Annotated in this window: 29 protein-coding genes; 6 read left to right on the forward strand and 23 right to left on the reverse strand. The window is 56.8% G+C overall.

The annotated features are described in order from the left end of the window. Window positions 1-510: 510 nt before the first annotated feature. Entirely contained in the window at window positions 511-1,503 is a 993-nt protein-coding gene (locus ACEN2J_RS09275) for an adenosine kinase (RefSeq protein ID WP_442105231.1), read from the reverse strand. Further along, a complete protein-coding gene (gene nth / locus ACEN2J_RS09280; RefSeq protein WP_442105439.1) occupies window positions 1,500-2,144 on the reverse strand; it encodes an endonuclease III in 645 nt (214 codons plus the stop codon). The genes ACEN2J_RS09275 and nth overlap by 4 nt, the downstream gene beginning before the upstream one ends. A 118-nt stretch (window positions 2,145-2,262) precedes the next feature. Between nth and ACEN2J_RS09285 the strand changes: the two genes are divergently transcribed. The 3 genes from ACEN2J_RS09285 (at window position 2,263) to ACEN2J_RS09295 (ending at window position 4,790) form a co-directional block, all read left to right on the forward strand. Continuing rightward, the gene (locus ACEN2J_RS09285; protein ID WP_442105233.1) at window positions 2,263-3,129 is read left to right on the forward strand and encodes a methylated-DNA--[protein]-cysteine S-methyltransferase; all 867 of its coding nucleotides are present in this window, start codon (window positions 2,263-2,265) and stop codon (window positions 3,127-3,129) included. 106 nt (window positions 3,130-3,235) lie between these two features. Beyond that, window positions 3,236-3,877 (forward strand): OmpA family protein, encoded by a 642-nt coding sequence (locus ACEN2J_RS09290; RefSeq protein ID WP_442105235.1) that lies wholly within the window; start codon window positions 3,236-3,238, stop codon window positions 3,875-3,877. Window positions 3,878-4,022: 145 nt separating this feature from the next. Next, window positions 4,023-4,790, forward strand: a complete 768-nt coding sequence (locus ACEN2J_RS09295) for a FadR/GntR family transcriptional regulator (protein ID WP_442105237.1) — start codon at window positions 4,023-4,025, stop codon at window positions 4,788-4,790. A 65-nt stretch (window positions 4,791-4,855) separates the two neighbouring features. Here ACEN2J_RS09295 and ACEN2J_RS09300 read toward each other — a convergent pair whose 3' ends face one another. From ACEN2J_RS09300 to ACEN2J_RS09320, 5 genes are all read right to left on the reverse strand, one after another. Continuing rightward, window positions 4,856-5,410 (reverse strand): F0F1 ATP synthase subunit B, encoded by a 555-nt coding sequence (locus tag ACEN2J_RS09300; protein WP_442105239.1) that lies wholly within the window; start codon window positions 5,408-5,410, stop codon window positions 4,856-4,858. Window positions 5,411-5,414: 4 nt separating this feature from the next. Further along, window positions 5,415-5,969 (reverse strand): F0F1 ATP synthase subunit B', encoded by a 555-nt coding sequence (locus ACEN2J_RS09305; protein WP_442105241.1) that lies wholly within the window; start codon window positions 5,967-5,969, stop codon window positions 5,415-5,417. 76 nt (window positions 5,970-6,045) lie between these two features. Then, complete coding sequence (locus ACEN2J_RS09310; protein ID WP_022703988.1) at window positions 6,046-6,282, reverse strand: F0F1 ATP synthase subunit C; 237 nt, start codon at window positions 6,280-6,282, stop codon at window positions 6,046-6,048. A 49-nt stretch (window positions 6,283-6,331) separates the two neighbouring features. Further along, entirely contained in the window at window positions 6,332-7,081 is a 750-nt protein-coding gene (locus ACEN2J_RS09315; RefSeq protein WP_442105243.1) for a F0F1 ATP synthase subunit A, read from the reverse strand. Beyond that, complete coding sequence (locus tag ACEN2J_RS09320) at window positions 7,074-7,424, reverse strand: AtpZ/AtpI family protein (RefSeq protein ID WP_442105245.1); 351 nt, start codon at window positions 7,422-7,424, stop codon at window positions 7,074-7,076. Before ACEN2J_RS09320 ends, ACEN2J_RS09315 begins: the two co-directional genes overlap by 8 nt. Before the next feature lie 216 nt (window positions 7,425-7,640). On the opposite strand from ACEN2J_RS09320, the gene ACEN2J_RS09325 reads away from it, so the two are divergent. Further along, on the forward strand, window positions 7,641-7,979 hold the full coding sequence (locus tag ACEN2J_RS09325) for an ArsR/SmtB family transcription factor (RefSeq protein WP_442105247.1): 339 nt from the start codon (window positions 7,641-7,643) through the stop codon (window positions 7,977-7,979). Between the two features lie 267 nt (window positions 7,980-8,246). Here ACEN2J_RS09325 and ACEN2J_RS09330 read toward each other — a convergent pair whose 3' ends face one another. From ACEN2J_RS09330 to ffh, 9 genes are all read right to left on the reverse strand, one after another. Beyond that, window positions 8,247-9,056 carry a division plane positioning ATPase MipZ gene (locus ACEN2J_RS09330; RefSeq protein WP_442105248.1) on the reverse strand — a complete coding sequence of 270 codons (810 nt, stop codon included), beginning with the start codon at window positions 9,054-9,056 and terminating at the stop codon, window positions 8,247-8,249. 312 nt (window positions 9,057-9,368) lie between these two features. Next, window positions 9,369-9,590, reverse strand: a complete 222-nt coding sequence (rpmE, locus tag ACEN2J_RS09335) for a 50S ribosomal protein L31 (RefSeq protein ID WP_442105250.1) — start codon at window positions 9,588-9,590, stop codon at window positions 9,369-9,371. Window positions 9,591-9,601: 11 nt separating this feature from the next. Further along, window positions 9,602-9,976: a 50S ribosomal protein L19 gene (gene rplS / locus ACEN2J_RS09340; protein ID WP_442105251.1), complete on the reverse strand. Its 375-nt coding sequence runs from the start codon at window positions 9,974-9,976 to the stop codon at window positions 9,602-9,604. 49 nt (window positions 9,977-10,025) lie between these two features. Then, window positions 10,026-10,868 carry a tRNA (guanosine(37)-N1)-methyltransferase TrmD gene (gene trmD / locus ACEN2J_RS09345; protein ID WP_442105252.1) on the reverse strand — a complete coding sequence of 281 codons (843 nt, stop codon included), beginning with the start codon at window positions 10,866-10,868 and terminating at the stop codon, window positions 10,026-10,028. Between the two features lie 174 nt (window positions 10,869-11,042). Next, on the reverse strand, window positions 11,043-11,558 hold the full coding sequence (rimM, locus tag ACEN2J_RS09350; RefSeq protein WP_442105254.1) for a ribosome maturation factor RimM: 516 nt from the start codon (window positions 11,556-11,558) through the stop codon (window positions 11,043-11,045). Beyond that, window positions 11,558-12,190 (reverse strand): 5,6-dimethylbenzimidazole synthase, encoded by a 633-nt coding sequence (bluB, locus tag ACEN2J_RS09355; RefSeq protein ID WP_442105256.1) that lies wholly within the window; start codon window positions 12,188-12,190, stop codon window positions 11,558-11,560. Before bluB ends, rimM begins: the two co-directional genes overlap by 1 nt. Before the next feature lie 27 nt (window positions 12,191-12,217). Beyond that, a complete protein-coding gene (gene rpsP, locus ACEN2J_RS09360; protein ID WP_442105257.1) occupies window positions 12,218-12,580 on the reverse strand; it encodes a 30S ribosomal protein S16 in 363 nt (120 codons plus the stop codon). Window positions 12,581-12,635: 55 nt separating this feature from the next. After that, window positions 12,636-12,932, reverse strand: a complete 297-nt coding sequence (locus ACEN2J_RS09365; RefSeq protein ID WP_442105258.1) for a chorismate mutase — start codon at window positions 12,930-12,932, stop codon at window positions 12,636-12,638. Between the two features lie 103 nt (window positions 12,933-13,035). After that, a complete protein-coding gene (ffh, locus tag ACEN2J_RS09370) occupies window positions 13,036-14,535 on the reverse strand; it encodes a signal recognition particle protein (RefSeq protein ID WP_442105260.1) in 1,500 nt (499 codons plus the stop codon). Window positions 14,536-14,845: 310 nt separating this feature from the next. On the opposite strand from ffh, the gene ACEN2J_RS09375 reads away from it, so the two are divergent. Both ACEN2J_RS09375 and ACEN2J_RS09380 read left to right on the forward strand, forming a co-directional pair. After that, the gene (locus tag ACEN2J_RS09375) at window positions 14,846-15,727 is read left to right on the forward strand and encodes a LysR family transcriptional regulator (protein ID WP_442105261.1); all 882 of its coding nucleotides are present in this window, start codon (window positions 14,846-14,848) and stop codon (window positions 15,725-15,727) included. Next, window positions 15,712-16,611 carry a DMT family transporter gene (locus ACEN2J_RS09380; RefSeq protein WP_442105263.1) on the forward strand — a complete coding sequence of 300 codons (900 nt, stop codon included), beginning with the start codon at window positions 15,712-15,714 and terminating at the stop codon, window positions 16,609-16,611. The genes ACEN2J_RS09375 and ACEN2J_RS09380 overlap by 16 nt, the downstream gene beginning before the upstream one ends. 15 nt (window positions 16,612-16,626) lie before the next feature. On the opposite strand, the gene ACEN2J_RS09385 is transcribed toward ACEN2J_RS09380, so the two are convergent. From ACEN2J_RS09385 to ACEN2J_RS09415, 7 genes are all read right to left on the reverse strand, one after another. Then, the gene (locus ACEN2J_RS09385; protein WP_442105264.1) at window positions 16,627-17,421 is read right to left on the reverse strand and encodes an amino acid ABC transporter permease; all 795 of its coding nucleotides are present in this window, start codon (window positions 17,419-17,421) and stop codon (window positions 16,627-16,629) included. Further along, window positions 17,421-18,200 carry a transporter substrate-binding domain-containing protein gene (locus ACEN2J_RS09390; protein WP_442105266.1) on the reverse strand — a complete coding sequence of 260 codons (780 nt, stop codon included), beginning with the start codon at window positions 18,198-18,200 and terminating at the stop codon, window positions 17,421-17,423. Before ACEN2J_RS09390 ends, ACEN2J_RS09385 begins: the two co-directional genes overlap by 1 nt. A 35-nt stretch (window positions 18,201-18,235) precedes the next feature. After that, the gene (locus tag ACEN2J_RS09395) at window positions 18,236-19,306 is read right to left on the reverse strand and encodes a HesA/MoeB/ThiF family protein (protein WP_442105268.1); all 1,071 of its coding nucleotides are present in this window, start codon (window positions 19,304-19,306) and stop codon (window positions 18,236-18,238) included. Between the two features lie 15 nt (window positions 19,307-19,321). Continuing rightward, window positions 19,322-19,777, reverse strand: a complete 456-nt coding sequence (gene dut / locus ACEN2J_RS09400; protein ID WP_442105269.1) for a dUTP diphosphatase — start codon at window positions 19,775-19,777, stop codon at window positions 19,322-19,324. Window positions 19,778-19,962: 185 nt separating this feature from the next. Then, window positions 19,963-20,829 carry a dioxygenase family protein gene (locus ACEN2J_RS09405; protein WP_442105271.1) on the reverse strand — a complete coding sequence of 289 codons (867 nt, stop codon included), beginning with the start codon at window positions 20,827-20,829 and terminating at the stop codon, window positions 19,963-19,965. An 11-nt stretch (window positions 20,830-20,840) separates the two neighbouring features. Continuing rightward, window positions 20,841-22,148, reverse strand: coding sequence for a TRAP transporter large permease (locus tag ACEN2J_RS09410; protein WP_442105272.1), 1,308 nt, complete (start codon window positions 22,146-22,148; stop codon window positions 20,841-20,843). Next, the gene (locus ACEN2J_RS09415) at window positions 22,145-22,696 is read right to left on the reverse strand and encodes a TRAP transporter small permease subunit (RefSeq protein ID WP_442105274.1); all 552 of its coding nucleotides are present in this window, start codon (window positions 22,694-22,696) and stop codon (window positions 22,145-22,147) included. Before ACEN2J_RS09415 ends, ACEN2J_RS09410 begins: the two co-directional genes overlap by 4 nt. Window positions 22,697-22,709 lie beyond the last annotated feature (13 nt).

Raw genomic sequence — 22,709 nt, forward strand, 5'->3', positions numbered from 1 at the left:
GGAATTGAAGCCACAACCCCAGACCAGATCGCCGCATGACCGACAAGCCTCAAACACCAGATTTGACAATAACTCGATTAAAGCGGGTTGTCCCCCGCTTTGAAGAGGGCATTTGGGCACCAAGACAGGCACAGGCTTGGTCATGTTGAATTTGCGTTTGATCTAAAAAACCAGATCAAACGCAAATGAACTGTCTGAAATGGGTACAGCACAGGCGGCCAAGATTACTCCGCGCGCCCTTGGGAAAGGGCACAGATCAAACTATCACCCCAACATTTTCAGTGTCAGCTAGCCCTAGCTTGGCCCAGGACAAAACCTTAAAACGCGAACACATCACTCATACCAAAGAAAACAAAAGCACTAACCTTCGCCATTCATCTTGGCTCAAATACCTAAACACCCAACCAATCGACGCCAGCCCCCAAAAATAGAGACGTGTCGCTGCAACACTCGGCGACAGCAGCGTCAGGCTGATGGCCCCAAAGGGGCTTGAAGCCTGACGCACCCGCCTCAGATCACACCGTGCTCGGCAAACAATTTCATCAAATCCGCCTCTGGCCGCGCGCCAATATGGCTAATCACTTCTGATGCCGCGATGTTGCCCATCCGCGCCGCCGTCTCAAACCCCTGCCCATTGGTGATCGCCCACAAGAACGCGCCTGCGAACAAATCGCCGGCACCGGTTGCATCCACGATCTTGGTGGGAATCGCAGGCACATGCCAGTGCTGCCCATCCGCCAAAACATGCGCGCCATTGGCGCCATCGGTGCAGGCAACAATCGCCACATCCTCGGCCGCCGCCTGCAAAGCCGCATCATAGTCATCGGTCTGATACATCGACAAAATCTCGGCGCGGTTGGCGAACAACAGATCCACATCTTCCACAATCATCTTGCGAAACGCCGCGCGGTGGCGGTCAATGCAAAACGCATCCGACAGTGTGATGGAAACGCGCCCGCCTGCGCCCTTGCAGGCCTCAATCGCATCGGCAAAGGCTTGATGGCTTTCCGGCCCGTCAAAGCGGTAGCCTTCAAGGTAAATCCATTCAGCGTTGGCCATCTGATCGGCATCAATATCGGCTGGCGTCAAAAACTCGGACCAGCCCAGATAGGTGTTCATCGACCGTTCACCATCCGGCGTCACAATCACGATACAGCGTCCGGTTTCATGGCCGCCATCCTTGGGCGCCATCTTGGTCTCATACACGGCCCCCTGCGCGCGCAGGTCGTGGGCAAAAATCGCGCCCAACTGATCGTCTTTGACTTTGCCGACATAGGCCGTGCGCCCGCCCAAATGCGCGATGCCCGCAATTGTATTGGCCGCCGACCCGCCCGAGATTTCCTTGGCTGGCCCGATGCAGCCGTACAGCTCGACCGCGCGGCTCATATCGATCAACTGCATGATGCCCTTACCAATGCCGTTTTCTTCCAAAAATGCATCATCGGCGTGGGACAACACATCAACCATGGCGTTACCGATGCCGACCACCTGAAACTTTTTCATATCGTTTTATCCTCATAAGGGCAGAGATCGCGGATCGGGCAGATCCCGCATTTGGGTTTGCGCGCAACACAGATATACCGGCCGTGCAAGATAAGCCAGTGATGCGCATGCTGTTGAAATTCGGCGGGAATGTTATCCTCAATCGCGCGCTCGACAGCATCGACGTCTTTGCCGGGGCAAATGCCCGTCCGGTTGCCGATACGGAAAATATGAGTATCAACGGCCTGCGCGGGCATGTGAAACCACATGTTCAGCACCACATTCGCCGTTTTACGCCCGACTCCGGGCAAAGATTGCAGCGCGGCACGGCTCGATGGCACCTCGCCGCCGTACTCTGCCACCAAAATCTCGGCCATTTTCATCACATTCTTGGCCTTGGTGTTAAACAGCCCGATAGTCTTGATCGCCTCGGTCAGGCCCGCAAGCCCCAGATCAACCATCTTTTGCGGCGTATCAACATGGGCAAACAGCGGCCGCGTGGCCTTGTTCACGCCCACATCAGTTGCCTGCGCCGAAAGCGCCACCGCAACCAACAGGGTATAGGCATTGGTGTGAAACAGCTCCCCCTTCGGTTCCGGCTCAATCGCCTGAAACCGGGTGAAAATGTCGTGCATGTGGTGATAATCTAGCTGTTTTACCATATCCAAACCTATGCCCAAATTGCACAGCGCCTGCAAGGCTGGCCCGCGGATTTGCGCAGGAAACGGGTCGCATTTGCCACCCTGCCCCGCTAATCTGAACCCTAATAAGGAGGCGGTCATGCCCAGCGACCTAAGCGACAGCTATCATTTCCATGTCATGCGCCGCGCGATTGATGCGATTGACGCCCAAGAGCAGCCCTTGTCACTGGATCAACTGGCACAGACCATCGGCATGAGCTCCGCCCATTTCCAGCGCCTGTTCTCACAATGGGTTGGCGTATCGCCAAAACGCTATCAGCAATATCTGACGCTGGACCATGCCCGCCGCCTGCTGGCCGAACGCTTTACCGTGCTGGAAACCAGCCTTGCCACCAACCTATCGGGCACGGGCCGCCTGCATGATCTGTTCCTGCGTTGGGAGGCGATGAGCCCCGGCGACTATGCCAATGGCGGCGCGGGTCTGACCATCCGCTGGGGCTGGTTTGACAGCCCCTTTGGCCAAGCCCTTGTGATGGGCACCGAAAAAGGCATCTGTGGCATAGGCTTTGTTTCCGAGACGGATGAGGCAGCGGCGATGCTAGACCTTACCTCACGCTGGCCCAAAGCACAGTTCGTGCAAAATGCCGATATGCTGCGCCCTTGGGTTCAAACCGCCTTTGGCGCCACCGCAACGGCTGACAAAGCCCCACTTTACATGATCGGCGCGCCGTTTCAGATAAAGGTGTGGGAGGCGTTGCTGCGCATTCCTTCAGGCCATGTCACGACCTATTCCGAAATAGCCGACGCCATTGGCAATCCTCGCGCGGTGCGGGCCGTTGGCACGGCTGTCGGCCGCAACCCCGTCAGCTGGCTGATCCCCTGTCACCGCGCCTTGCGCAAATCGGGCGCATTGGGCGGCTACCATTGGGGCCTGCCGGTCAAACGGGCGCTTTTGGCATGGGAAGGCGCGCGGGCCGATCACGAAACGACCCTCTCTGCCCGCTGATTGGCCAAATTCCGCCTAAGGCCCCGCTTGAAATGGTGCAGCCCTTTGAATTCGGGTGTATGAAGAGTGGCTCCCACTGCAGGGGCCAATAATATGAGGCTTTGAGATGATTTTGAAAACACCGCTTACCCTGCTCACGCTGGGCGCATTCACACTGGCCGGCTGCGTTACGACCACCGAAGACAACCGCCGCCAAAATACTGGTGCCTTGACCGGCGCATTGCTTGGTGGCGCACTTGGCGCGACATCCAAAGGCGATGACAAGCTGCTGAAAACCGTGGTTGGCGCTGGGATCGGTGCCGCAATCGGTGGCGCGATCGGGTCAAGCCTTGACGCACAAGCCGCCGAGCTGCGCAATTCCATTGGCAATGACCGCGTGTCGATTACGAACACCGGTTCCGAACTGATTGTGAACCTGCCGCAAGATATCCTGTTCGCCACCGACAGCGCCACGTTGCGCGGCGATCTGACCCAAGATTTGCAGGCCGTTGCCCGCAGCTTGTTGAACTATCCCAACACCACCGTTCAGGTTCTGGGCCATACCGATAATACCGGCTCGGCTGCCTATAACCAAAACCTGTCGCAACGCCGTGCGCAATCTGTCGCCTCGGTTTTGCAGGCAAATGGCGTACCGGGTGGCCGGATCATCGCAATTGGCCGTGGCGAAGACCAACCTGTTGCCTCGAACCTGTCCGAAGCAGGCCGTGCGCAAAACCGTCGGGTCGAGATCGTTATTCGTCCAAACTAAGGTTTGCGGGACATTTAAGACAAAGGGCGGGTATCTCCTCGCCCTTTTTTCATGCGTTTTTTATGGCCACTGCCAGCCCATATTTAAGCATTGAGACTTGTCTAGTCTGGTCATAGAATTTGACCAATGCCGACTGGAGACGCCAATGCCCTTTGAACCTGTCCAAGCCGAAAAGCTGTCCTCTGCTGTTATCCGGCAGATTGAACAGTTGATATTGCGCGGTGTCTTGCGCCCCGGCGACCGGCTGCCGTCAGAGCGCGAGCTGTCCGAACGTATGGGCGTTTCGCGCCCCAGCCTGCGCGATGCAATTGCCGATTTGCAAGACCGCGGGCTGTTGGACAGCCGCCCCGGCTCTGGGGTCTTTGTCGCCGAGGTGCTCGGCTCGGCCTTTTCGCCCGCCTTGATAAACCTGTTTTCGCAACACGAAGAATCGGTGTTCGACTACCTCGCTTTTCGCCGCGACATGGAAGGGCTGGCCGCCGAACGCGCCGCAAAACTTGGGTCTGACACCGACCTAAAGGTGATCGGTACAATTCTTGCCAAGATGGAAGCCGCCCATGGAAAACGCGCCTCGACAGATGAGGCAGAGCTGGACGCCGCTTTTCACATGGCGATCATTGAAGCCAGCCATAACGTCATCATGCTGCATATGATGCGGTCGATGTATGACCTGTTAAAGCAAGGCGTTTTCTACAACCGGCAAGTCATGTTTCGAAATAAGACCACCCGAGCGGATTTGCTGGACCAGCATCGCGCCATCAATGCAGGCCTGCAAGCCCGTGACCCTGCCGCCGCACGCTTGGCGGTGAACGCCCATTTGGATTATGTCGAAGAGGCCCTAAGCGACCAGCTAAAAGCCAGTAAAAACGAGGCTATTGCCCGCCAACGTTTTGAACATGAACTATCGCGCTAAAGCTTTCAAAAAACAAAAAACCCGGCACTGAGGCCGGGTTTTTTTAACGTTTTCAAGAATCGCACTTAGTGCATCTTTGCACCGACTTGTGCAATCGCTGCATCGATTGAGGCAGCAGCAGTCTCTGCCGTCGATTGCTTGGCAAGAACTTCACCAGCAACTGCAACCGCAATTGCCACAGCCTGATCACGCACCGCGCGCACAGCACTGGCTTCAGCCGAAGCAATACGCTCTTCTGCCGCAGCCAAACGGCGTGCGATAGAGTTCGCCAAATCAACCTTGGCCTGTTCGGCCGCAGCATTTGCCTCTTCTTTGGCCGAGGCGACGATACGATCAGCCTGCTCCTGCACTTCTTTCTTTTTGCGCTCGTAGCTGGCCAAAACAGCCTTAGCTTCTTCGCGCAAAGCACGGGCTTCGTCCAGATCAGCTTTGATCTGCTCGGCGCGCTTGTCCAGCATTCCGGTCAACATGCCAGGCACGCCAAACTTCAGCAACACAGCCACGAACAGGATAAAGGCGATCGATACGATAAAGTTCGTATTGCCCAACGAGAAGAACGGACCCGTTGCCGCGATCGCAGGACTTGCTGCAACAGTTGCCAAAAGGAATAGCTTTTTCATGGCGTTATCCTTTCAAACGGGCGGAAACCGCCGCTGTGATCGAGCGTGCATCTGCTTTACCACCCAGAACTGCAACCAGTTCTTTGGCGGCTTCGTTTGCCACTTCAGTCACGCTTTCCAGCGCTCCTGCCCGAATTTCATTGATCCGCTTTTCAGAAACCGCTGCTTTTGCATCAATATCAGCATCCGCTTTGGCAGTTGCCTTGGCAAGATCAACATCAATATCCGCACGGGCCGCGGCGACGATTTTGCCAGCCTCAACACGCGCTGTTGCCAGAGCTTTGTTGTAGGCGGTTTCAGCTTCGGTCGCTTTTTGCTTCAGCTCTTCGGCTGCGGCCAGATCATTGGTGATCGTGCCACGGCGTTCGGCCAAAACAGCACTGATACGGGGCAAAGCGACCCGCGTCAGAATAAAGTAAATCGCGACCAGCGTGACCAAAAGCCAGAAAATCTGGTTTGGCCAGGTCGAAATATCAAGCTGCGGCATACCAACAGCAGCACCGGCATCATGGCCAGCGGCGGCGTGGGTTGCTGCAGCGTCATGCGCTTCAGTCGCCATGTCTTTTCTCCAGCATCTCAAAGACTTGGCCGGGCAGGCATCATGCCCCCCCGGCCAAAAGTTCAGAAACTTTGGATCAGACTGCGAACATCAACAGCAGAGCGATCAGGAACGAGAAGATCCCAAGTGCTTCGGCGAACGCAATGCCGACGAAAAGGTTTGCAGTCTGGCTTGCAGCTGCCGAAGGGTTACGCAGTGCGCCTGCAAGGAAGTTCCCTGCAATGTTGCCCACGCCGATACCAGCGCCGCCAAGACCGAAAGCGGCCAGACCTGCACCGATGTATTTACCCATTTCTGCGATATCGCCTTCCATAGCTTTTGCTCCTTATGGAATTGTAGATTGGTTGGTTGGTTGAAAGACCTTAGTGATGCGAGCCGCCGACAGCGTCGCGCAAATACACACAGGTCAGGATTGTAAAGACGTAGGCCTGTACGCAGGCCACCAGCAGTTCCAACCCGTAGAGGGCCGTTACTGCGCCGACAATTACAGGCGATGCTACTGCGAGCGTCGCAAAGCCTGCGATAACTTTGATAACAGCGTGGCCAGCCATCAGGTTGCCCGCCAAACGAATGGAGTGGGAAACCGGGCGTACGAAGTAAGAGATAACTTCGATCAAGGCCAAGATCGGGCGGATGATCAGGGGTGCAGAAGACACCCAGAACATGCTCAGGAACCCGATGCCATTTTTAACAAACCCAAGAACGGTCACACCAACGAAGACCAACAGCGCCAGCGTTACGGTCACCGCAACATGGCTAGTGGTTGTAAAGGCCGTTGGCAGCAGGCCCAAAAGATTCGAAAACAGGATGAACAGGAACAGCGTCATGACATAGGGGAAATACTTAATCCCTTCATGGCCCGTCACTTCTTCAACCATATTGTAGATAAAGCCGTACAGCAGCTCGGCAACCGACTGGCTGCGCGATGGCACGATAGCGCGGCGACGTGTGCCAAGAATCAGCAGGGCCGCAATAACCGCGACAGCAATAGCCATCCACAACGTCACATTGGTCACAGTGTACCAAGCGATATAGTCGCCGCCAAACAATGGCTTGACGATAAACTGGTCCATCGGATGGATGGCGAACCCTGTGCTTGCTTCTTCAGACATCGTTGCCCTCGTCGTTATCAGGGGTCCTGCCCCCGTTTGTTTTGTCATACGCTGGCGTCATGGTGTGCGCAGTCCGTAACATGGTCCGCACACCCGCCACAAAGCCAAGCAGCACAAAGATGACCAGAAAGATTGGTCGCGTGCCGAACACATAGTCCAACCCAAACCCGATCGACAGCCCCAGCAATAAGCCGGATACCAATTCGATCACCATCCTCCAAGCCATTTCGCCCTGCGAAAATGCCCCGCCGTTCTCGGCTTTCACCTTTTGCGGCCTCCCCTTAACATGCGCGATACGGGCCTCTAGGGCCTTGAGCCGCGCAGCATCGGGTTCTTCCGTCATCACAAAGATGTCCCTCAAACAGTTGCGCTTTAACTACGCAGCCACAGGCCCCGAGTCAAGCAATCATGCCGACATGTAAGCTATTGAAATAAATAGTTATTAAAAATGCGGCCCGCGAAAAATTCGGCGCCGCCCGGCGAAAATCACAAATCCGTGCGATTTCGCTTATTCAACCATTTGGTTGACGATTGCGCTGGCCCAATGCACAAACCAAACATGGCACATCCACTTGATACCACCTTCGCCGCCCTCGCCGACCCTACGCGCCGCTTGATCCTGTCAATGCTGCTCGAGGATGATATGGCTGTAACGGATGTGGCCGCCCCTTTTACCACATCCTTGGCAGCGATTTCAAAACATCTGCAAGTGCTGGCCGATGCGGGCCTGATCAGTCAGGAGAAACGCGGTCGGGTGAAATGGTGCAAACTGGAACCCGACGCGCTACGCGCCGCCTCGGTTTGGATGCAAGGGTTTGGACAGTTCGAACCGGTTGATCTTGATGCGTTTGAACGGTTTTTGGTCGCCGATCTGGGCGAGCCTGATCCGGCGGGCTAGGCAAACGCCCCCCGCCCCGCACAGGCATCAACTGGTTTGCATCAAAACCAATCTATTGTGCCAATCCGCAGCCTATTGCAGCCGCAGTTGCGCCCCATTTCAGCGCAAAGTAACTGCAGCCAAACAAAGGAACCTGCCCCATGACAACATCTCGCAACCTTACGATTGACCGTCTTCGCCGCGAAGCCCTAACGGGCGATTGCTTTGCAAACCGCCTGTTGCGGTTAGACCGCAATCGCGTGGCGCATTTGCCCAGCTTGGTCTTGTTCAGAAATCAATCGTCACGCCGGGCAGCTTAAGCTCGGCCATCAGGTCACGCAGCTCTTGGCGGGCGGCAAGGTTAGACATGTTCAGCTGGTCCACGCCTGTATCTTTCAAATCCAGCAGGGTCAGACCGCGCGGGAACAATTCCCGAAAGATAACCCGTTCGGAAAAGCCGGGGGCCACACGAAAACCGATACGACGCGACAGATCCTCTAGCGCCGCACCGACCTTTTTCTTGTTGTGCATCTGCTGCGCGCCCAAACGGTTGCGCACCACCAACCAGTCAATCGGCTTTAGCCCGGCCTGCGCCCGCAACTGCCGCGCCTGCCACACCATTTCCGAATAGATCGATGGGCCAGTCACCTTGCCCGTTTCGGCATCAATCCGCGCCAACAGGTCAAAATCGATAAAACTGTCGTTCAGCGGCGTAATCAACGTATCCGCAAGGCTGTGCGCAACCTGACTAAGCCGCGTGTGCGAACCGGGGCAATCGATGATGATGAAATCCGACACCGCCTCTAGCGCGGTCACCGCAGCCGACAAACGCGCATCATAAGGGTTTTCGCCCTCGGTAAGCGTTTCTGGCGCAATTTCTGGCAGGGTGCGATAATCCGGCGTTGGCAACTCAAGGCCTGCCCGTTCCAGATACGCCAAGCGATTCTCAATATAGCGGCCAAAACTACGCTGCCGCAGATCAAGATCAAGCGCGCCCACGCGGTGCCCCATGCGCACCAAAGCCGTGCCCACGTGCATAGAGGTGGTCGATTTACCCGACCCGCCCTTTTCATTCCCGACAACGATGATGTGCGCCATAATAAACCTGCCTTGCCATAGGGGCGAATTGCTCTCTCTAATGACAATGTGGCGTGCAAAGGTGAAGCCCTTTTCGGGAATATTCAAACCTTATGCGAAGACTGCGACCAATAGATCAATCTTGGCCCCTGCCCGGACCAAGGCTATGCCATGCAAAACCTGCCCTACCGTGCCAGAAGCGTTTGGGCCTGTGCGGTGCTGGCGCCGTAAAACCCAAACTTTCGCCCCAAGGGTCCAGCCTGCAATGGACCGGTCTTAAACGAAAAACGCCGCCCCAAAGGGACGGCGTATTCCGTAACACCGTGGCGGGTCTTAGAAGCCCAAGCCAGCGTATTTGTTTTTGAACTTGGTCACACGGCCACCGGTGTCCATCAGACGCGAGTTGCCGCCAGTCCAAGCTGGGTGCGCCAGTGGGTCGATGTCCAGCGCCATTTGGTCGCCTTCTTTGCCCCAAGTGGTGCGCGTTTGAAACACCGTACCGTCCGTCATTTTGACGTCGATCTTGTGATAGTCGGGGTGGATTCCATCTCTCATCGGTCCGCTCCTTATGCCTTAGGCGCTTTGTAATTGGTGTCTTCCACGATGCGGGCAGACTTACCGCGACGATCGCGCAGGTAGTACAGCTTGGCGCGACGAACGCGGCCACGACGGACTACTTCAATGCTGTCGATGTTGGTGGAATAGAGCGGGAACACACGTTCTACGCCTTCACCGAAGGAAATTTTCCGAACAGTGAAAGAGGCTGCCAAAGTGGCGCCGCCACGGCGAGAGATGCAAACGCCCTCATAATTCTGTACACGCGAACGCGTGCCTTCGGTTACTTTGTAACCGACTTTGATCGTATCACCGGCTTTAAAGTCCGGAATAACTTTGCCGAGGGCGGCGATCTGTTCCGCCTCGAGCTTTGCGAGCAGGTTCATACCTGGTCCTTTCAGTTGCTCACGGTTTTCCCGCGAAATTGATGCTGCCTCATTGCTCTTGGTCTTCAACCGAGTCCCTACCGTGCGATGCACAGTAAGCCCGCCAGAGATCAGGCCTGCGTTCTTTGGTCAGCCTTTCGGCCATTGCCTGCCGCCAGTCGGATATGTTCCCGTGATGGCCGGATTGAAGTACTTCCGGTATCTCAAGCCCGTTCCAAACGGCAGGTTTAGTAAACTGTGGAAATTCCAAAAGCCCGTCCGAAAAGCTTTCCTCTTCGGTGGACGTTTGATTCCCAAGCACGCGGGGTATAAGCCGCACAGTTGCATCAAGCAAGGCCGTTGCAGCAATCTCGCCGCCAGTCAGGACAAAATCGCCCAAAGACACCTCTTCGACGCCGTAATGATGCAGAACGCGCTCGTCCACGCCTTCAAACCGGCCGCAGAGCATGGTCATACCCTTGGCTGCTGCGAATCGCCGCGCCATCGCTTGGTCAAAGGGTTTGCCGCGGGGTGACAGGTAAATCACTGGCCATTCCGTGCGATCCGGCGTGCCGATGGCTGCCTCGTCCAGCGCGGCACCCACGACATCGGCGCGCAAAACCATGCCCGCGCCGCCACCCGCAGGCGTGTCATCGACATTCTTATGCTTGCCAAGGCCAAAGCCCCGCAGATCAATCGTTTCCAGCGCCCAGAGCCCAAGGTCCAGCGCCTTGCCCGTCAGCGACAGGCCCAAAATGCCCGGAAAGGCATCGGGAAACAGCGTGATAATTTTGGCCCGCCACGCGCCTGCAACCCGCACATCGGCCATCAGGTCGCGTGGTTTCAGGTTCGCCTGCACCGAAATGCGGCCATGCGATTTTTGCTTTGGGGGGGGCGTGTCATCTTGTGTCATATTCGGTGTTTAGCCCGTCTGCGCCCCAACGGAAAGGGGGAACGCAGACCCTTTGACAACGGCGGGCCCTGTGATGCCACCTCGGCTTGCAACACGGCAATTGCGGGATGCCCCTGCATGGCCATCAACCGCGATTTGTTTGGCACCATTTTTTGCCTTGACCCTGATAACTGGTTAGTCCAGCTCTTCGGGCAGGTTGATCACGACACGCCCCGCCGCAAGATCGACGGTGGGCACGGTGGCCATCGTAAAGGACAGCAAAACCGACGGCTTGCCCCCCCCGCCGATTTCCAACAAATCCCCCGCGCCGTGGTTGTGCACCGCCGTCACCGTCCCCAGCAAAACACCGCCCGTATCGCGCGCCTCTAACCCGATCAGGTCGGCGTGGTAAAACTCGTCATCTGGCAGGCTTGGCAGCTTGTCGCGTGACACAAACAGGCTGGTGCCGCGCAAGGCATCGGCTTCTTCTTTGGTCGCAATACCTGTTAGCCGCGCGCCCAAACCACCCGCAACGGGCCGCGTCAGCGTGACGTTGAAACTGCGGCTACCGTCTTCGGTATAGAGAGGGCCGTATTCCGCAAGCGCCGTCGGCTCGGCGCAAAAGCTTTTTAGCCGCACTTCACCGCGCACCCCGAAAGAGCCGGTAATCGCGCCGACGCACAGTTGGTTATTGGGGTCAGGTTTGGCCATCAGCGGCGCTCCACAAACAAAGCAGGGCTGCGTTTTTCCCAGCCTGCGGTTTCTAATTCAGGGGTTTTCGTCTCAATTTCGGGCCAGCCAACGCATAAATACCCTATCAGCCGCCACTCGGATGGAACATCCAAATCGCGCGCCAATTTAATAGGGTCAATGATCGACACCCAACCAATCCCCAAGCCTTCGGCGCGGGCGGCCAACCAAAACAAGGTGATCGCCCCCACGACCGAATATGCGCGCGTCTCGGGCATTGACTGCGCCCCAAGCCCTGCGCCTTTGTCGGTGCCATCGTCGCTGAACACCGCCAGTTGCACCGGCGACTCGCGCATTCCCGACAGCTTTAACCCAGCATAAATCTTGGCCTTTTCCGTGCCATAGCCTGCCAAAGCCTCGGTATTCTCGGCCTCAAAGTTGGCCAAAGCGGCGGCGCGCGCAGAATCGCTTTCCACCATAATCACCCGCCACGGTTCGGACAGCCCGACCGAAGGCGCCAGTGAGAACGCAGAGAGGCAGCGGTCTAAAACCGCTGCCTCTACCGGATCTGTGCGAAAGCGGCGCACATCGCGCCGCCAGCGCATCAAATCGCGTAACTCGGCCTGAAAGGCCTGATCATACTGGCCTTGCATGGGGTTACCTTACATGGGCCAGACCGATTATTCAGCGTCAGCTTCTGCTGGTGCAGCCGAACGAGCCGCTTTTTTCGCTGTCAATTCAGCCATACGCTTGCCAGGAACAGCCGCTTTCGGGTTGTTGCGGACTTTCTTTTCACGCACGCCAGCAGCTTCCAAGAAACGTGCAACACGGTCGGTAGGCTGTGCGCCTTGGCCCAACCAGTACTGAACGCGCTCCAGATCCATTTTCACGCGCTCTTCGGAATCTTTGGCCAAAAGTGGGTTATATGTGCCCAGTTTTTCCAAGAAACGGCCATCGCGTGGCATACGGCTGTCAGTTGCAACGATCGCATAGTGAGGGCGCTTTTTAGAACCACCACGGGCAAGACGGATTTTCATCGACATAACATAGTCTCCTTAGGGTTGGGTGTAAGGTGTGCAGTCGCGCACCGAATTTCGGTTATTTCTGTAGTATCTCGTGATGCCTGATCACTTCGGAAATGATGAAGGTCAGGAATTTCTTGGCAAATTCAGGGTCAAGGTCGGCTTCTTTTGACAGCCACTCCAAACGCTCAATCTGGCGCGCCTCGCGGCTTGGGTCAGAGGCTGGCAACTCGTGCATTGCCTTCAACTTCCCCACGGCTTGGGTCTGTTTGAACCGCTCGGCCAGCGTATAGACCAAAATCGCGTCCAGCCGGTCAATGCTGTCACGGTGCTCTTTCAGTAGCGCCTGCGCGCGGGTGGCCTCAGTCGTCATGGCTGTCTCTCCGTCAAGCCACCCCGATTTTCCGCCGAAAAATCACGCCAGATCTGAATCACAAGGGCAGGCTGATTTTTCGGAGGAAAATCGGGGCTCATCGTCATTTTTTCTTCATCATGCCAGACAAGCCCGGCGGCAGTGACATCCCACCGCCCATACCCGGAAAGCCGCCCCGGCCCATACCAAGCCCTTGCTTCATTCCGCGCGCGGCTTCTTCCATTTGCTCTGGCGTCATTTTCGACGGATCGGGCATACCCTTGCCGCCCATCATCTGCTTGATGGCTGCCTTCATGCCGCCACCTTTGCCCATTTTCTTCATCATATCGGCCATTTGCTTGTGCTGTTTCAGCAAACGGTTCAATTCTTGCACTTCAAGCCCCGCCCCCGCTGCAATCCGCTTTTTGCGGGATGCAGCAAGCAAATCGGGGTTGGCGCGCTCACGCTTGGTCATCGAGTTGATCAACGCGATCTGGCGTTTCAGCATGGTATCGTCAAAACCTGCCGCTTCGGCCTGTTTCGCCATCTTGCCCATGCCCGGCATCATGCCCATCAGGCCCTGCATGCCGCCCATTTTCATCATCTGCTCAAGCTGGCCTTTCAGGTCGTTCATGTTGAACAACCCTTTGGCAAAGCGCTTGGCCATACGCTCGGCAGCTTCGGCCTCAAAGGTTTCCTGCGCCTTTTCCACCAGCGCCACGATGTCGCCCATGCCAAGGATACGGCCAGCAACACGCTCGGCCTCAAACGTCTCCAGCGCGTCCATCTTTTCGCCAAGACCGACGAAACGAATAGGCTTGCCGGTTACAGCCCGCATAGACAGCGCCGCACCGCCGCGCCCGTCGCCATCCATCCGCGTCAGAACGACGCCAGAAATGCCAACCTTGCCGTCAAACTCGGTCGCTACGTTCACCGCATCTTGGCCGGTCAAACCATCAACCACCAACAGCGTTTCGCGTGGCTGGGCAATATCGCGCACCGCTTGGATTTCGTCCATCAACACTTGGTCAATGTGCAAACGGCCAGCGGTATCAAGGAACACCACATCATAGCCGCCCATCGAGGCTTGGATCTTGGCGCGCTTGGCAATCTGCACCGCAGATTCGCCTTTTACTATCGGCAGGCTATCCACGCCGACCTGTACGGCCAAAATCGCCAGCTGCTCCATCGCGGCAGGGCGGTTTGTATCAAGCGAGGCAAGCAGAACACGCTTTCCCATCCGCTCTTTCAGCCGTTTGGCCAATTTCGCGGTGGTGGTCGTTTTACCTGAGCCTTGCAGACCGACCATCAAGATCGTCGCAGGCGGGTTATCAATCTTCAGCGCTTCGGGTTCATCATCGCCCGCCAGAACCTTAATCAGCTCATCATGGACGATTTTCACAACCTGCTGGCCCGGCGTTACCGATTTGGTAACCTGTTGGCCTGCTGCTTTGGCGGCAACCTTTTTCACAAAATCGCGCGCTACGGCCAATGAAACATCGGCCTCCAGCAGTGCAACCCGCACTTCGCGCAGGGCGGTTTCAACATCGGCCTCGGTCAGCGCGCCTTGCTTGGTCAGCCGATCAAAGACACCGCCAAGGCGTTCTGATAAATTCTCGAACATGGGCTGCCTCCTAGGGCTGTTACAAAAGGCCGATATAAGAACCGGCGACGAAAAAACCAATGCAAGGCGGCACCTGTGGGCGCAACGCGCTGACAGATGGCGATCCCGGCAAAAGCCAAGGGACCGGAAGCAACTCACTTCCGGGGAATTACTGGGCTGATAGGCCGAGGCAGCGCCAGAGTCAAGTCGCACAGCCCATGTTCACGGGTTCAAACCGCGCCAAAAGCCGCCAGTCTGTACCAATAGCGACTTTTAGCTTGGGCGCCGATGCAATAGGCTACAGGTCACGCTACAACACAAAGGCCCTCGCATGGACAACTGGGACGAAATCAGAACAGCGTTTCAGGTGGCCCGCATGGGCACCGTTTCCAGCGCCGCCGAGGTGCTGGGCGTTCACCACGCCACCGTGATCCGCCATATCGACAGCTTGGAAAAACGCCTTGGCGAAAAGCTGTTTCAACGCCACGCGCGCGGCTATACCGCCACCGAGGCGGGGCGCGATTTATTGGCGGTTGCCCAATCCGCCGAAGACCAGTTCATTCAACTGTCCAACCGAATCAAAGACCATGGCCAAACCGTGACGGGCGAATTAGTCATCACCGCCATCGCCGACATCAGCCGTCAATTGTCTGACGTCCTTATGCAATTCCAGCAAGAATACCCCAACATAACCTTACGTTTTCTAACCGGCCAACGCCTGTTCCGGCTAGACTATGGCGAGGCCCATGTCGCCATTCGCGCAGGCTCGGCCCCGTCTGAACCCGATTATGTTGTCCAGCCTTTTTTGACCATGAAGCACGCGCTTTACGCCGCGCCCAGCTATGCTGCGGCCCATGGGTTGCCACAAACCGATGCCGATTTGGCCCAGCACCGTTTTGTCGTGAATGACGATATCGAAAGCCGCGCGCCCTTTAGCCTTTGGCTGCGTAATCTGGTCCCAGTTGAGGCGCTAAGCTATCGCGCGACAGAGCCTGCACCGCTTTACGATGCGATCTGTGCTGGCGCAGGTCTTGGGTTTATGTCGCGCGTGGCGGCACAGCAATTCCCCGATTTGATCGAGGTTTTCCCGCCGCGCCCCGAATGGTCGGCCAATCTTTGGCTGGTGACCCATGTCGATCTGCACCGCACGCTAAAGGTACAGCGCCTGCTGACCCACATAAAAAAGGCCGCCGCCGAATGGCAAACCCTTTAGGCGCATTCCGCCACGCCAATTTGGGCGGCCACATCGCGATGCTGGCCTTCTCGGCCTTGGTCGCGGGTTCGTTTTCGCTAGGCTCAATGGCCGCGCCATTTGTTGACCCCGCAGCCCTGACCACACTGCGCTTTGTCTTTGCCGCCATCCTCGTCGGTACGGCGGCGCTGGCGACGACAGGATTCAAACGCAGCGCCTTGGCGGCCCCGTGGCGCTATCTGGTGTTGGGCGGGTTACTCGCGGTCTATTTTGTGCTGATGTTCGAAGGGCTGAAAACCGCAGCCCCTGTGTCGACCGCCGCCGTTTTCACCCTGACCCCGCTGCTGGCTGCCGGTTTTGGCTGGTTGGTACTGCGCCAAATCACTACCCCGCGCATGGCGCTTGCGCTGTCCATTGGGGCAGCTGGGGCGGCTTGGGTTATCTTTCGCGCCGATTGGCAGGCGCTGATGGGCTTTCACATCGGTCGGGGTGAGATGATTTATTTCTGGGGCTGCGTCAGCCACGCGCTCTATACTCCGATGGTGCGCAAATTGAACAAGGGCGAATCCGCCCTCGTCTTTAGCTTTTGGACAATGGTTGCGGGGACGATCATCCTTGCGCTGTGGGCGTGGCCAGCCATCCTTGCCACCGATTGGGTGGGCTTGCCGCCAATCGTTTGGATCACGCTAGCCTATGTGGCCATTGCCTCCAGCGCCATCACCTTTGTTCTGATGCAATACGCATCCCTGCGCCTGCCCTCGGCCAAGGTCATGGCCTATACATACCTTACCCCGTCATGGGTGATTTTGTGGGAAATCGCCCTAGGGCGTGGCGTGCCGCCCTTGGGCGTTTTGGCAGGCATCGCGATGACAATCCTTGCGCTGTATTTGCTGCTAGAGGAGTAACAGCCCCGTTTGCGCCTAGCGTTCCTGCCCCTGCCGCAATCGCTGTTCCAACCGCCGCAGCGCCAATGACAACCCGATTGTCATTGTCAGATAGATCAGCGCCACCACGTTATACGTCTCAAAATACCGGAAATTTCCGGCGGCCGTAACCTTACCCAACTGCGTAATATCGGTAACGCCAAGCACCGACACCAGCGAGCTGTCTTTCACCATTGCAACAAAATCATTGCCCAAAGGCGGTAAAATCACCCTGAAACCCTGCGGAAATACAACAAGTCGGAAGGTGTGCCAGCGTGACAGACCCAGCGCCTCGGCCGCCTCGATCTGGCCTTTGTCAACCGAGGCCAACCCCGCCCGAAACACCTCGGCCAGAAACGCCGAATAGGCGATCGTCAACGCAATCACCGCCCGCCACAGTAATGAAAAATCACGGTTGCGCAGCGGCTCAACCCCCAGCAACCCCGTCAGCCAATTCCACAGATCGACCAAACCCGGTGCCAGTACAAAAGCAACATAAAGCAGCAGCACGATGATCGGCACACCGCGCACCACCTCAATATAAAACCGCGTGACCTGCCTGATCACGATAAACCGCGACCCTGCCGCCACCGCCAGCAACAGCCCCAGACTGGCGGCCATGCTGAACGCCACCACCGTCACCATCACCGTGGTCCAGATGCCCTTGGAAAGCGTCGCCAGCACTTGGGAATAGAGATCATCCGACAGCACATGCCAAAACAAGTAGCTGCCGATCCCGATCAGGATCAGCAGCCAATATGGAAAGTCGGGTTTATCTTGGTCGGGTCGCATCAGCCGCCAAAGCTGTAGTCAACAAACCAGCGTTTGTTCAGCGCATCCATCGTGCCATCGGCTTTCATATCTGCAATCGCCGCGTTGATTGGTGCCACCAAATCTGACCCTTTGGGGAAGATAAAGCCGAAATCCTCGGCCCCCAGTTTATCGCCGACAATCTTTAATTTTCCCTCTGATGCCGCAACATAACCCGCACCGCCAGTGCTGTCTGTCAAAGACAAATCAACATCGCCGTTGCGCAGCGCCTGAACGCCCGCGCCAAAGGTTTCAAACATCTTGATGCGCGGGTTGGCCTCATCCCCGTCCAACACCTCATACACGCCCACATAAAACGGCGTTGTGCCGGGCTGGGCGGCCATCAGCAAATCGGGATTGGCCGCAAAAGATTTGGCATCGGTAAATCGCGTCTCATCGCCGCGCACCAGCATCACCATTTCCGACCGCATATAGGCGTCTGAAAAGTCGACCTTTTCCTTGCGATCATCTCGGATCGTGATTCCTGTCATGCCCATATCAAACTGGCCTTCGGACACCGCCGGGATCATTGCGTCCCATGAAATATTCTCATAGGCGACGGTCAGGTTCAACCGCTTGGCAATCTCGGCCACCGCATCATATTCCCAGCCCATCGCCACACCATCCTTGGTGAATTGCAACGGCGGATAGGCATTTTCGGTGACAATGGTAATCTCTTTTCCAGCCAAATCCGGCAGATCGGCGGCAAAAGCAGGCACAGACATAAGGGCCACAAGGCCAAGCGTTATGGGTAGTTTCATGGGTCAGGCTCCCGTTAGAGTGATTTGGCGACAGGTTAACTTTCAGCGTGGGAATGTCCAGCCGCCAACGCAACTGGTGCATCTGCACAGGCAGCACAGTCCGCACGCGGTTTGGTCGCAATCACCCGCGCCTCACTGTACAGCCCGTCATAGATCATCAAGCGCCCGCGCAGCCCCTCGCCCGCTTGGGTCAGATATTTCACGGCTTCCATTGCCATCATCGTCCCAATCACCCCCGGCAAAGGGGCTGCCACCCCCGCCTCGGCGCAGGTGGGCACCATGCCATCGGCTGGCCGGTTGGGAAAAACGCATTCAAAACAAGGGCCACCGCGGGCTGGATCATAAAGGCTGATCTGCCCTTCCCATTGTGTAATAGCCGCTGCGATCAAGGGCTTACCCGCCGCCACGCAGAGCCGGTTTACCAAGTAACGCGTGTCGAAATTATCGGTGCCGTCTAGAATCAAATTATACTCGGCAATCAGCGCAGCCGTTGTTGCATCCAGCCGCCGATTATAGGCGCGCAGGTCCACAAACGGGTTCAAGGCCTGCAATGCTGCCACCGCAGACTGTACCTTTGGCATACCAATACGGTCATCCGTGTGGATCACTTGCCGTTGAAGGTTCGAGTTTTCGACCACATCCGCGTCGATCACCCCAATCCGCCCCACGCCAGATGCAGCCAGATACAGCAACGCAGGGCTGCCCAAACCGCCCGCCCCCACCACCAAAACGCTGGCATCTTTCAGCTTGCGCTGCCCTGCGCCACCAATCTCGCGCAGCATAATGTGGCGGGCATAGCGCTCTAACTCGGCTGGCCGAAATGCCTTGGGATCGATGGCATCAACAGGGCGGCGCGCCGAAACTTTGCGCCGCAAAGCCCGCAGTCCAAACCAATAGCCCGCAACAACCACGGCCACGGCACCAAACATCAGCCAAGCACTGAGACTGCCGCCCAGAATGGCCCCTGCCCTATTGGGTTGCGGGAAAATTGGCGACTGCACCGCAACCAATAGCCCCCACCAAACAACCGCCATACCTATGGCCAGCCGTGCAGGCAAAAATCGCCGCCCCAAGACCAGACCAACAAACCCCAAAAGCCCGATCATACCAAATCTCCGATCCTAACTTCCGGTCGAGCCGAACCCGCCAGCCCCCCGCTCGGTTTGCAGACTGAACTCTTCAACAACATCAAACTGCGGCCGGACAATGGGCACGAACACCAACTGCGCGATGCGCTCTCCGGGGATTATCTCAATCGGTGAACTGCCCAAGGGGCTTCGATTCCAAACGCTTATCAGGATTTCGCCCGCATAATCGGAATCGATCAAACCAACCGTGTTGCCAAGCACGAGACCTTTCTTATGCCCCAGCCCTGACCTTGGCAAAATAAGCCCTGCCACAGACGGATCACCAAACGAAATGGCAACGCCGGACTTGATCAGAATTGCAGGCTGTTGCGCCTCGATACGCACCACCTCATCCACGCAGGCAAATAAATCTATTGCCGCAGCACCTGCGGTTTGGAACTGTGGCAAACCCCAATCAAACAACCGCTTGTCCAAAACCTTAATCTGCATGTTTGCCCTCCAACAGCGATTGCTTTCCCATATAGGCCAAAGCTGCGGGTTTCAATCAGGCCACGCACAACAAAAGGCGGTGGCCAAGCAGGACAAACCGATGAAAAAGACCCCGCGTGCCATTATCATATGGCCGCGGGGTCGTCAGGATTGCTGCATCACGAACGGCATTCGCTGCCGGTGGCTTATTCCGCCAACAAAATCACATCGAATTTTACGTACAAGAAGGGCTCATTCACCTTGCCAGACAGCGCCATACCCGCAGGAAATTCAGAGCTCGGCTTTGTGTGGTAGGTCATCACCAGATCATCGCGCACACCGAACACGGTGTCTTGATCTAGGTAGGGATCATCGTCAGGGAAAATCTCGGTCACGAGCGAGCGATAGCCGGGCGCTGTCACGATGTAATGTAGGTGCGACGGGCGCCAAGGGTGGCGGCCTGCGGCATCCAGCAGCTCGCCTACGGGGCCATCACTGGGCACGGTGTATTCAACCGGCCGCACGGTGGTAAAGCGGAAATGGCCGGTCTCATCGGCGGTCATCAAGCCATGGAACGAGTTGATATCTTGATCAGGGTCTTGGCTGGAATACATCCCGTTTGGCGCAGTTTGCCAGATGTCGATTTTCGCATGCGGGATCGCCTTACCATCAGTGCCAAGCACCTGCCCCTCTACCAACAACACAGGGCCGCCGAAATCGCGCTTCATATCGCCACCCATTTCCAAAGGCGGCGGGTTCGACACGTGGAACGGCCCCAACACCGAAGACGACGTGGCGGCTGGGTCCGAATGCATCATATCAACCAGCGACGACATACCGAGCACATCGGAAAACAGCACAAATTCATTGCGCTCGGGCGTGGTGATGCGGCCTGCATGTTCCAGCATAGCCAACCCTTTGCGCCATTCATCATGGGTCAGGTTCACTTCGCGCGCGAAATCATGCATGTGCCGCGCCATTGCGACAAGCACCTCACGGGTGCGCGGGTCGGTGTCTTTGCCAAAATACTCGGCAAAAACCTCGGTGATATTTTCAACGGTTACGTTGCGCATGGCGGATACTCCTAGTTCAAAAGTGCAAGGCTAAGGTTTGGAAAGGCGATCAGAACGACCAGCACGATCAGCATGACAAAGGCAAACGGCAAGGCGCCCATGAACACGTCTTTTAGCGAAATCCGGTCATCGTTCAGTGTGGATTTAATCACGAAGCAGGAAATCCCAAGGGGGGGTGTCAACAGCCCGATTTCAGCGCCGACCACCGTGATAATACCAAACCAAACCAGCGATAGGTTCATCGCCTCAATCATTGGCAAGAACAATGGCACGACGATCAGGATGATCGAGGCCGTATCCAGCAACGTGCCAAGAAACAGCATCAGCAAGACATAGAGGAGCATCACCACCCAGAAGGAAGAGGCATTCCCCGCCAGCAAATCCTGCAATTGGTTGGGCAAGCCCGCCATGCCGAGCATCCGGCTGTAGATAGAGGCGGCCGTGATCAGGAACAAAATCGCCGCCGTGATATGGCCGGTTTCCAGCAACGCATCCCAAAAGGATTTGGCCGACATTGACCGGCGCACAACCGCGATCAGCAAAGCAACAAGCGCACCCGTCGCACCCGCCTCAACCGCAGAAAGCCAGCCTGTGTAGATGCCGCCAAGGACAACCGTGATTAGGCCAAGCGTCGGCAGCGTTTTCGACGCAACTTCACGGCCAGACATCCATTCGGTATCTTCAACAACGCGGCCACCAACGAAATTGGGGAAATACCGCGCCATGAACCAAATAGCGCCAACGTAAGCCACGGCCAGCATGATGCCGGGAATGACCCCCGCAAGGAACATATCTCCGACCGATTGCTCGGTCACAAAGGAATAGACGATCAGCATCGCCGAAGGTGGAATAATCATACCCAAAACCGAGCTGCCCGCAACCACACCCACGGCGAAACGCGGGTTATAGTCTTGCGCGATCATCTGCGGCACCGACACTTTGGTAAACACCGATGCCGAAGCGATGGACGAGCCGGTCACGGCGGCAAACACGGCGTTCGCCCCGACCGTGGCCATGCCAATCCCGCCTTTTACGCGGCGAAAACGCATGGTCATCACCTCATAAATATCGCGGCCCAGCCCGGCCTTGGACACGACCAGCCCCATAAAGGTGAACAGCGGAATCGTGGCAAAGGAATATTCCATCGCGCTGTCGCCCACTGCGATTTTCAGCAGGTTCAACGCCAGCGTGAAATTGTCGCGCAAGATCCAGATGGAAATGAACGAGACCACCCCCAGCGCCACCGGAATGTAGACGCCCGAATAGATCAGAAAGACGATAGCGATGACCGAAATCAGGCCAATTTCAATAGGACTCATGGCTTAGGCTCGTCATGTTCTGGGGCGCGGATCAGCTGGGGCCGGTCTTGCGCGGTGATGACTTTGATCGTGAACAATACGCAAGACAGCGCGGTGCCACAGGCGATGACCAGCTTGACCGGCCACCACGGCAGGGTGAACAGGCCCGGCACGCCGAAGTAGTCTTGGGTGTTCCACATGTGCTGGAATTCGGGAAACATGATATAGGCAATCAGGCCCATAAAGATGGCGGATACAGCATTGATGATGCGGCGCATGTTGGCGGTAAAACGGGGGTGTTTAGCGTGCAGCACGTTCAAAAACCCGTCCGACCGTGTGAGGCGGTCAACCCGCACCACATCTGCCAACTGCAAGAACACGATCATCACGACCGAGAACTGCACGATTTCATAGGTGCCCTTTAGGGGGGCATGGAAAAAGCCGCGTGCGATCACGTCGACGTTCAGGATGGCCACCACGACCAGCACCATCAAAGTGCCCGCGGCATTGGCGGCGATCGCGATGGAATTGGCGACCCGAGACAGGCCAACCAGTATTTGCGTAAGCATAAGTAATCCTCTC

The organism is Pseudorhodobacter sp. W20_MBD10_FR17, assembly GCF_052119765.1.
In the GTDB taxonomy this organism is placed as follows: domain Bacteria; phylum Pseudomonadota; class Alphaproteobacteria; order Rhodobacterales; family Rhodobacteraceae; genus Pseudorhodobacter.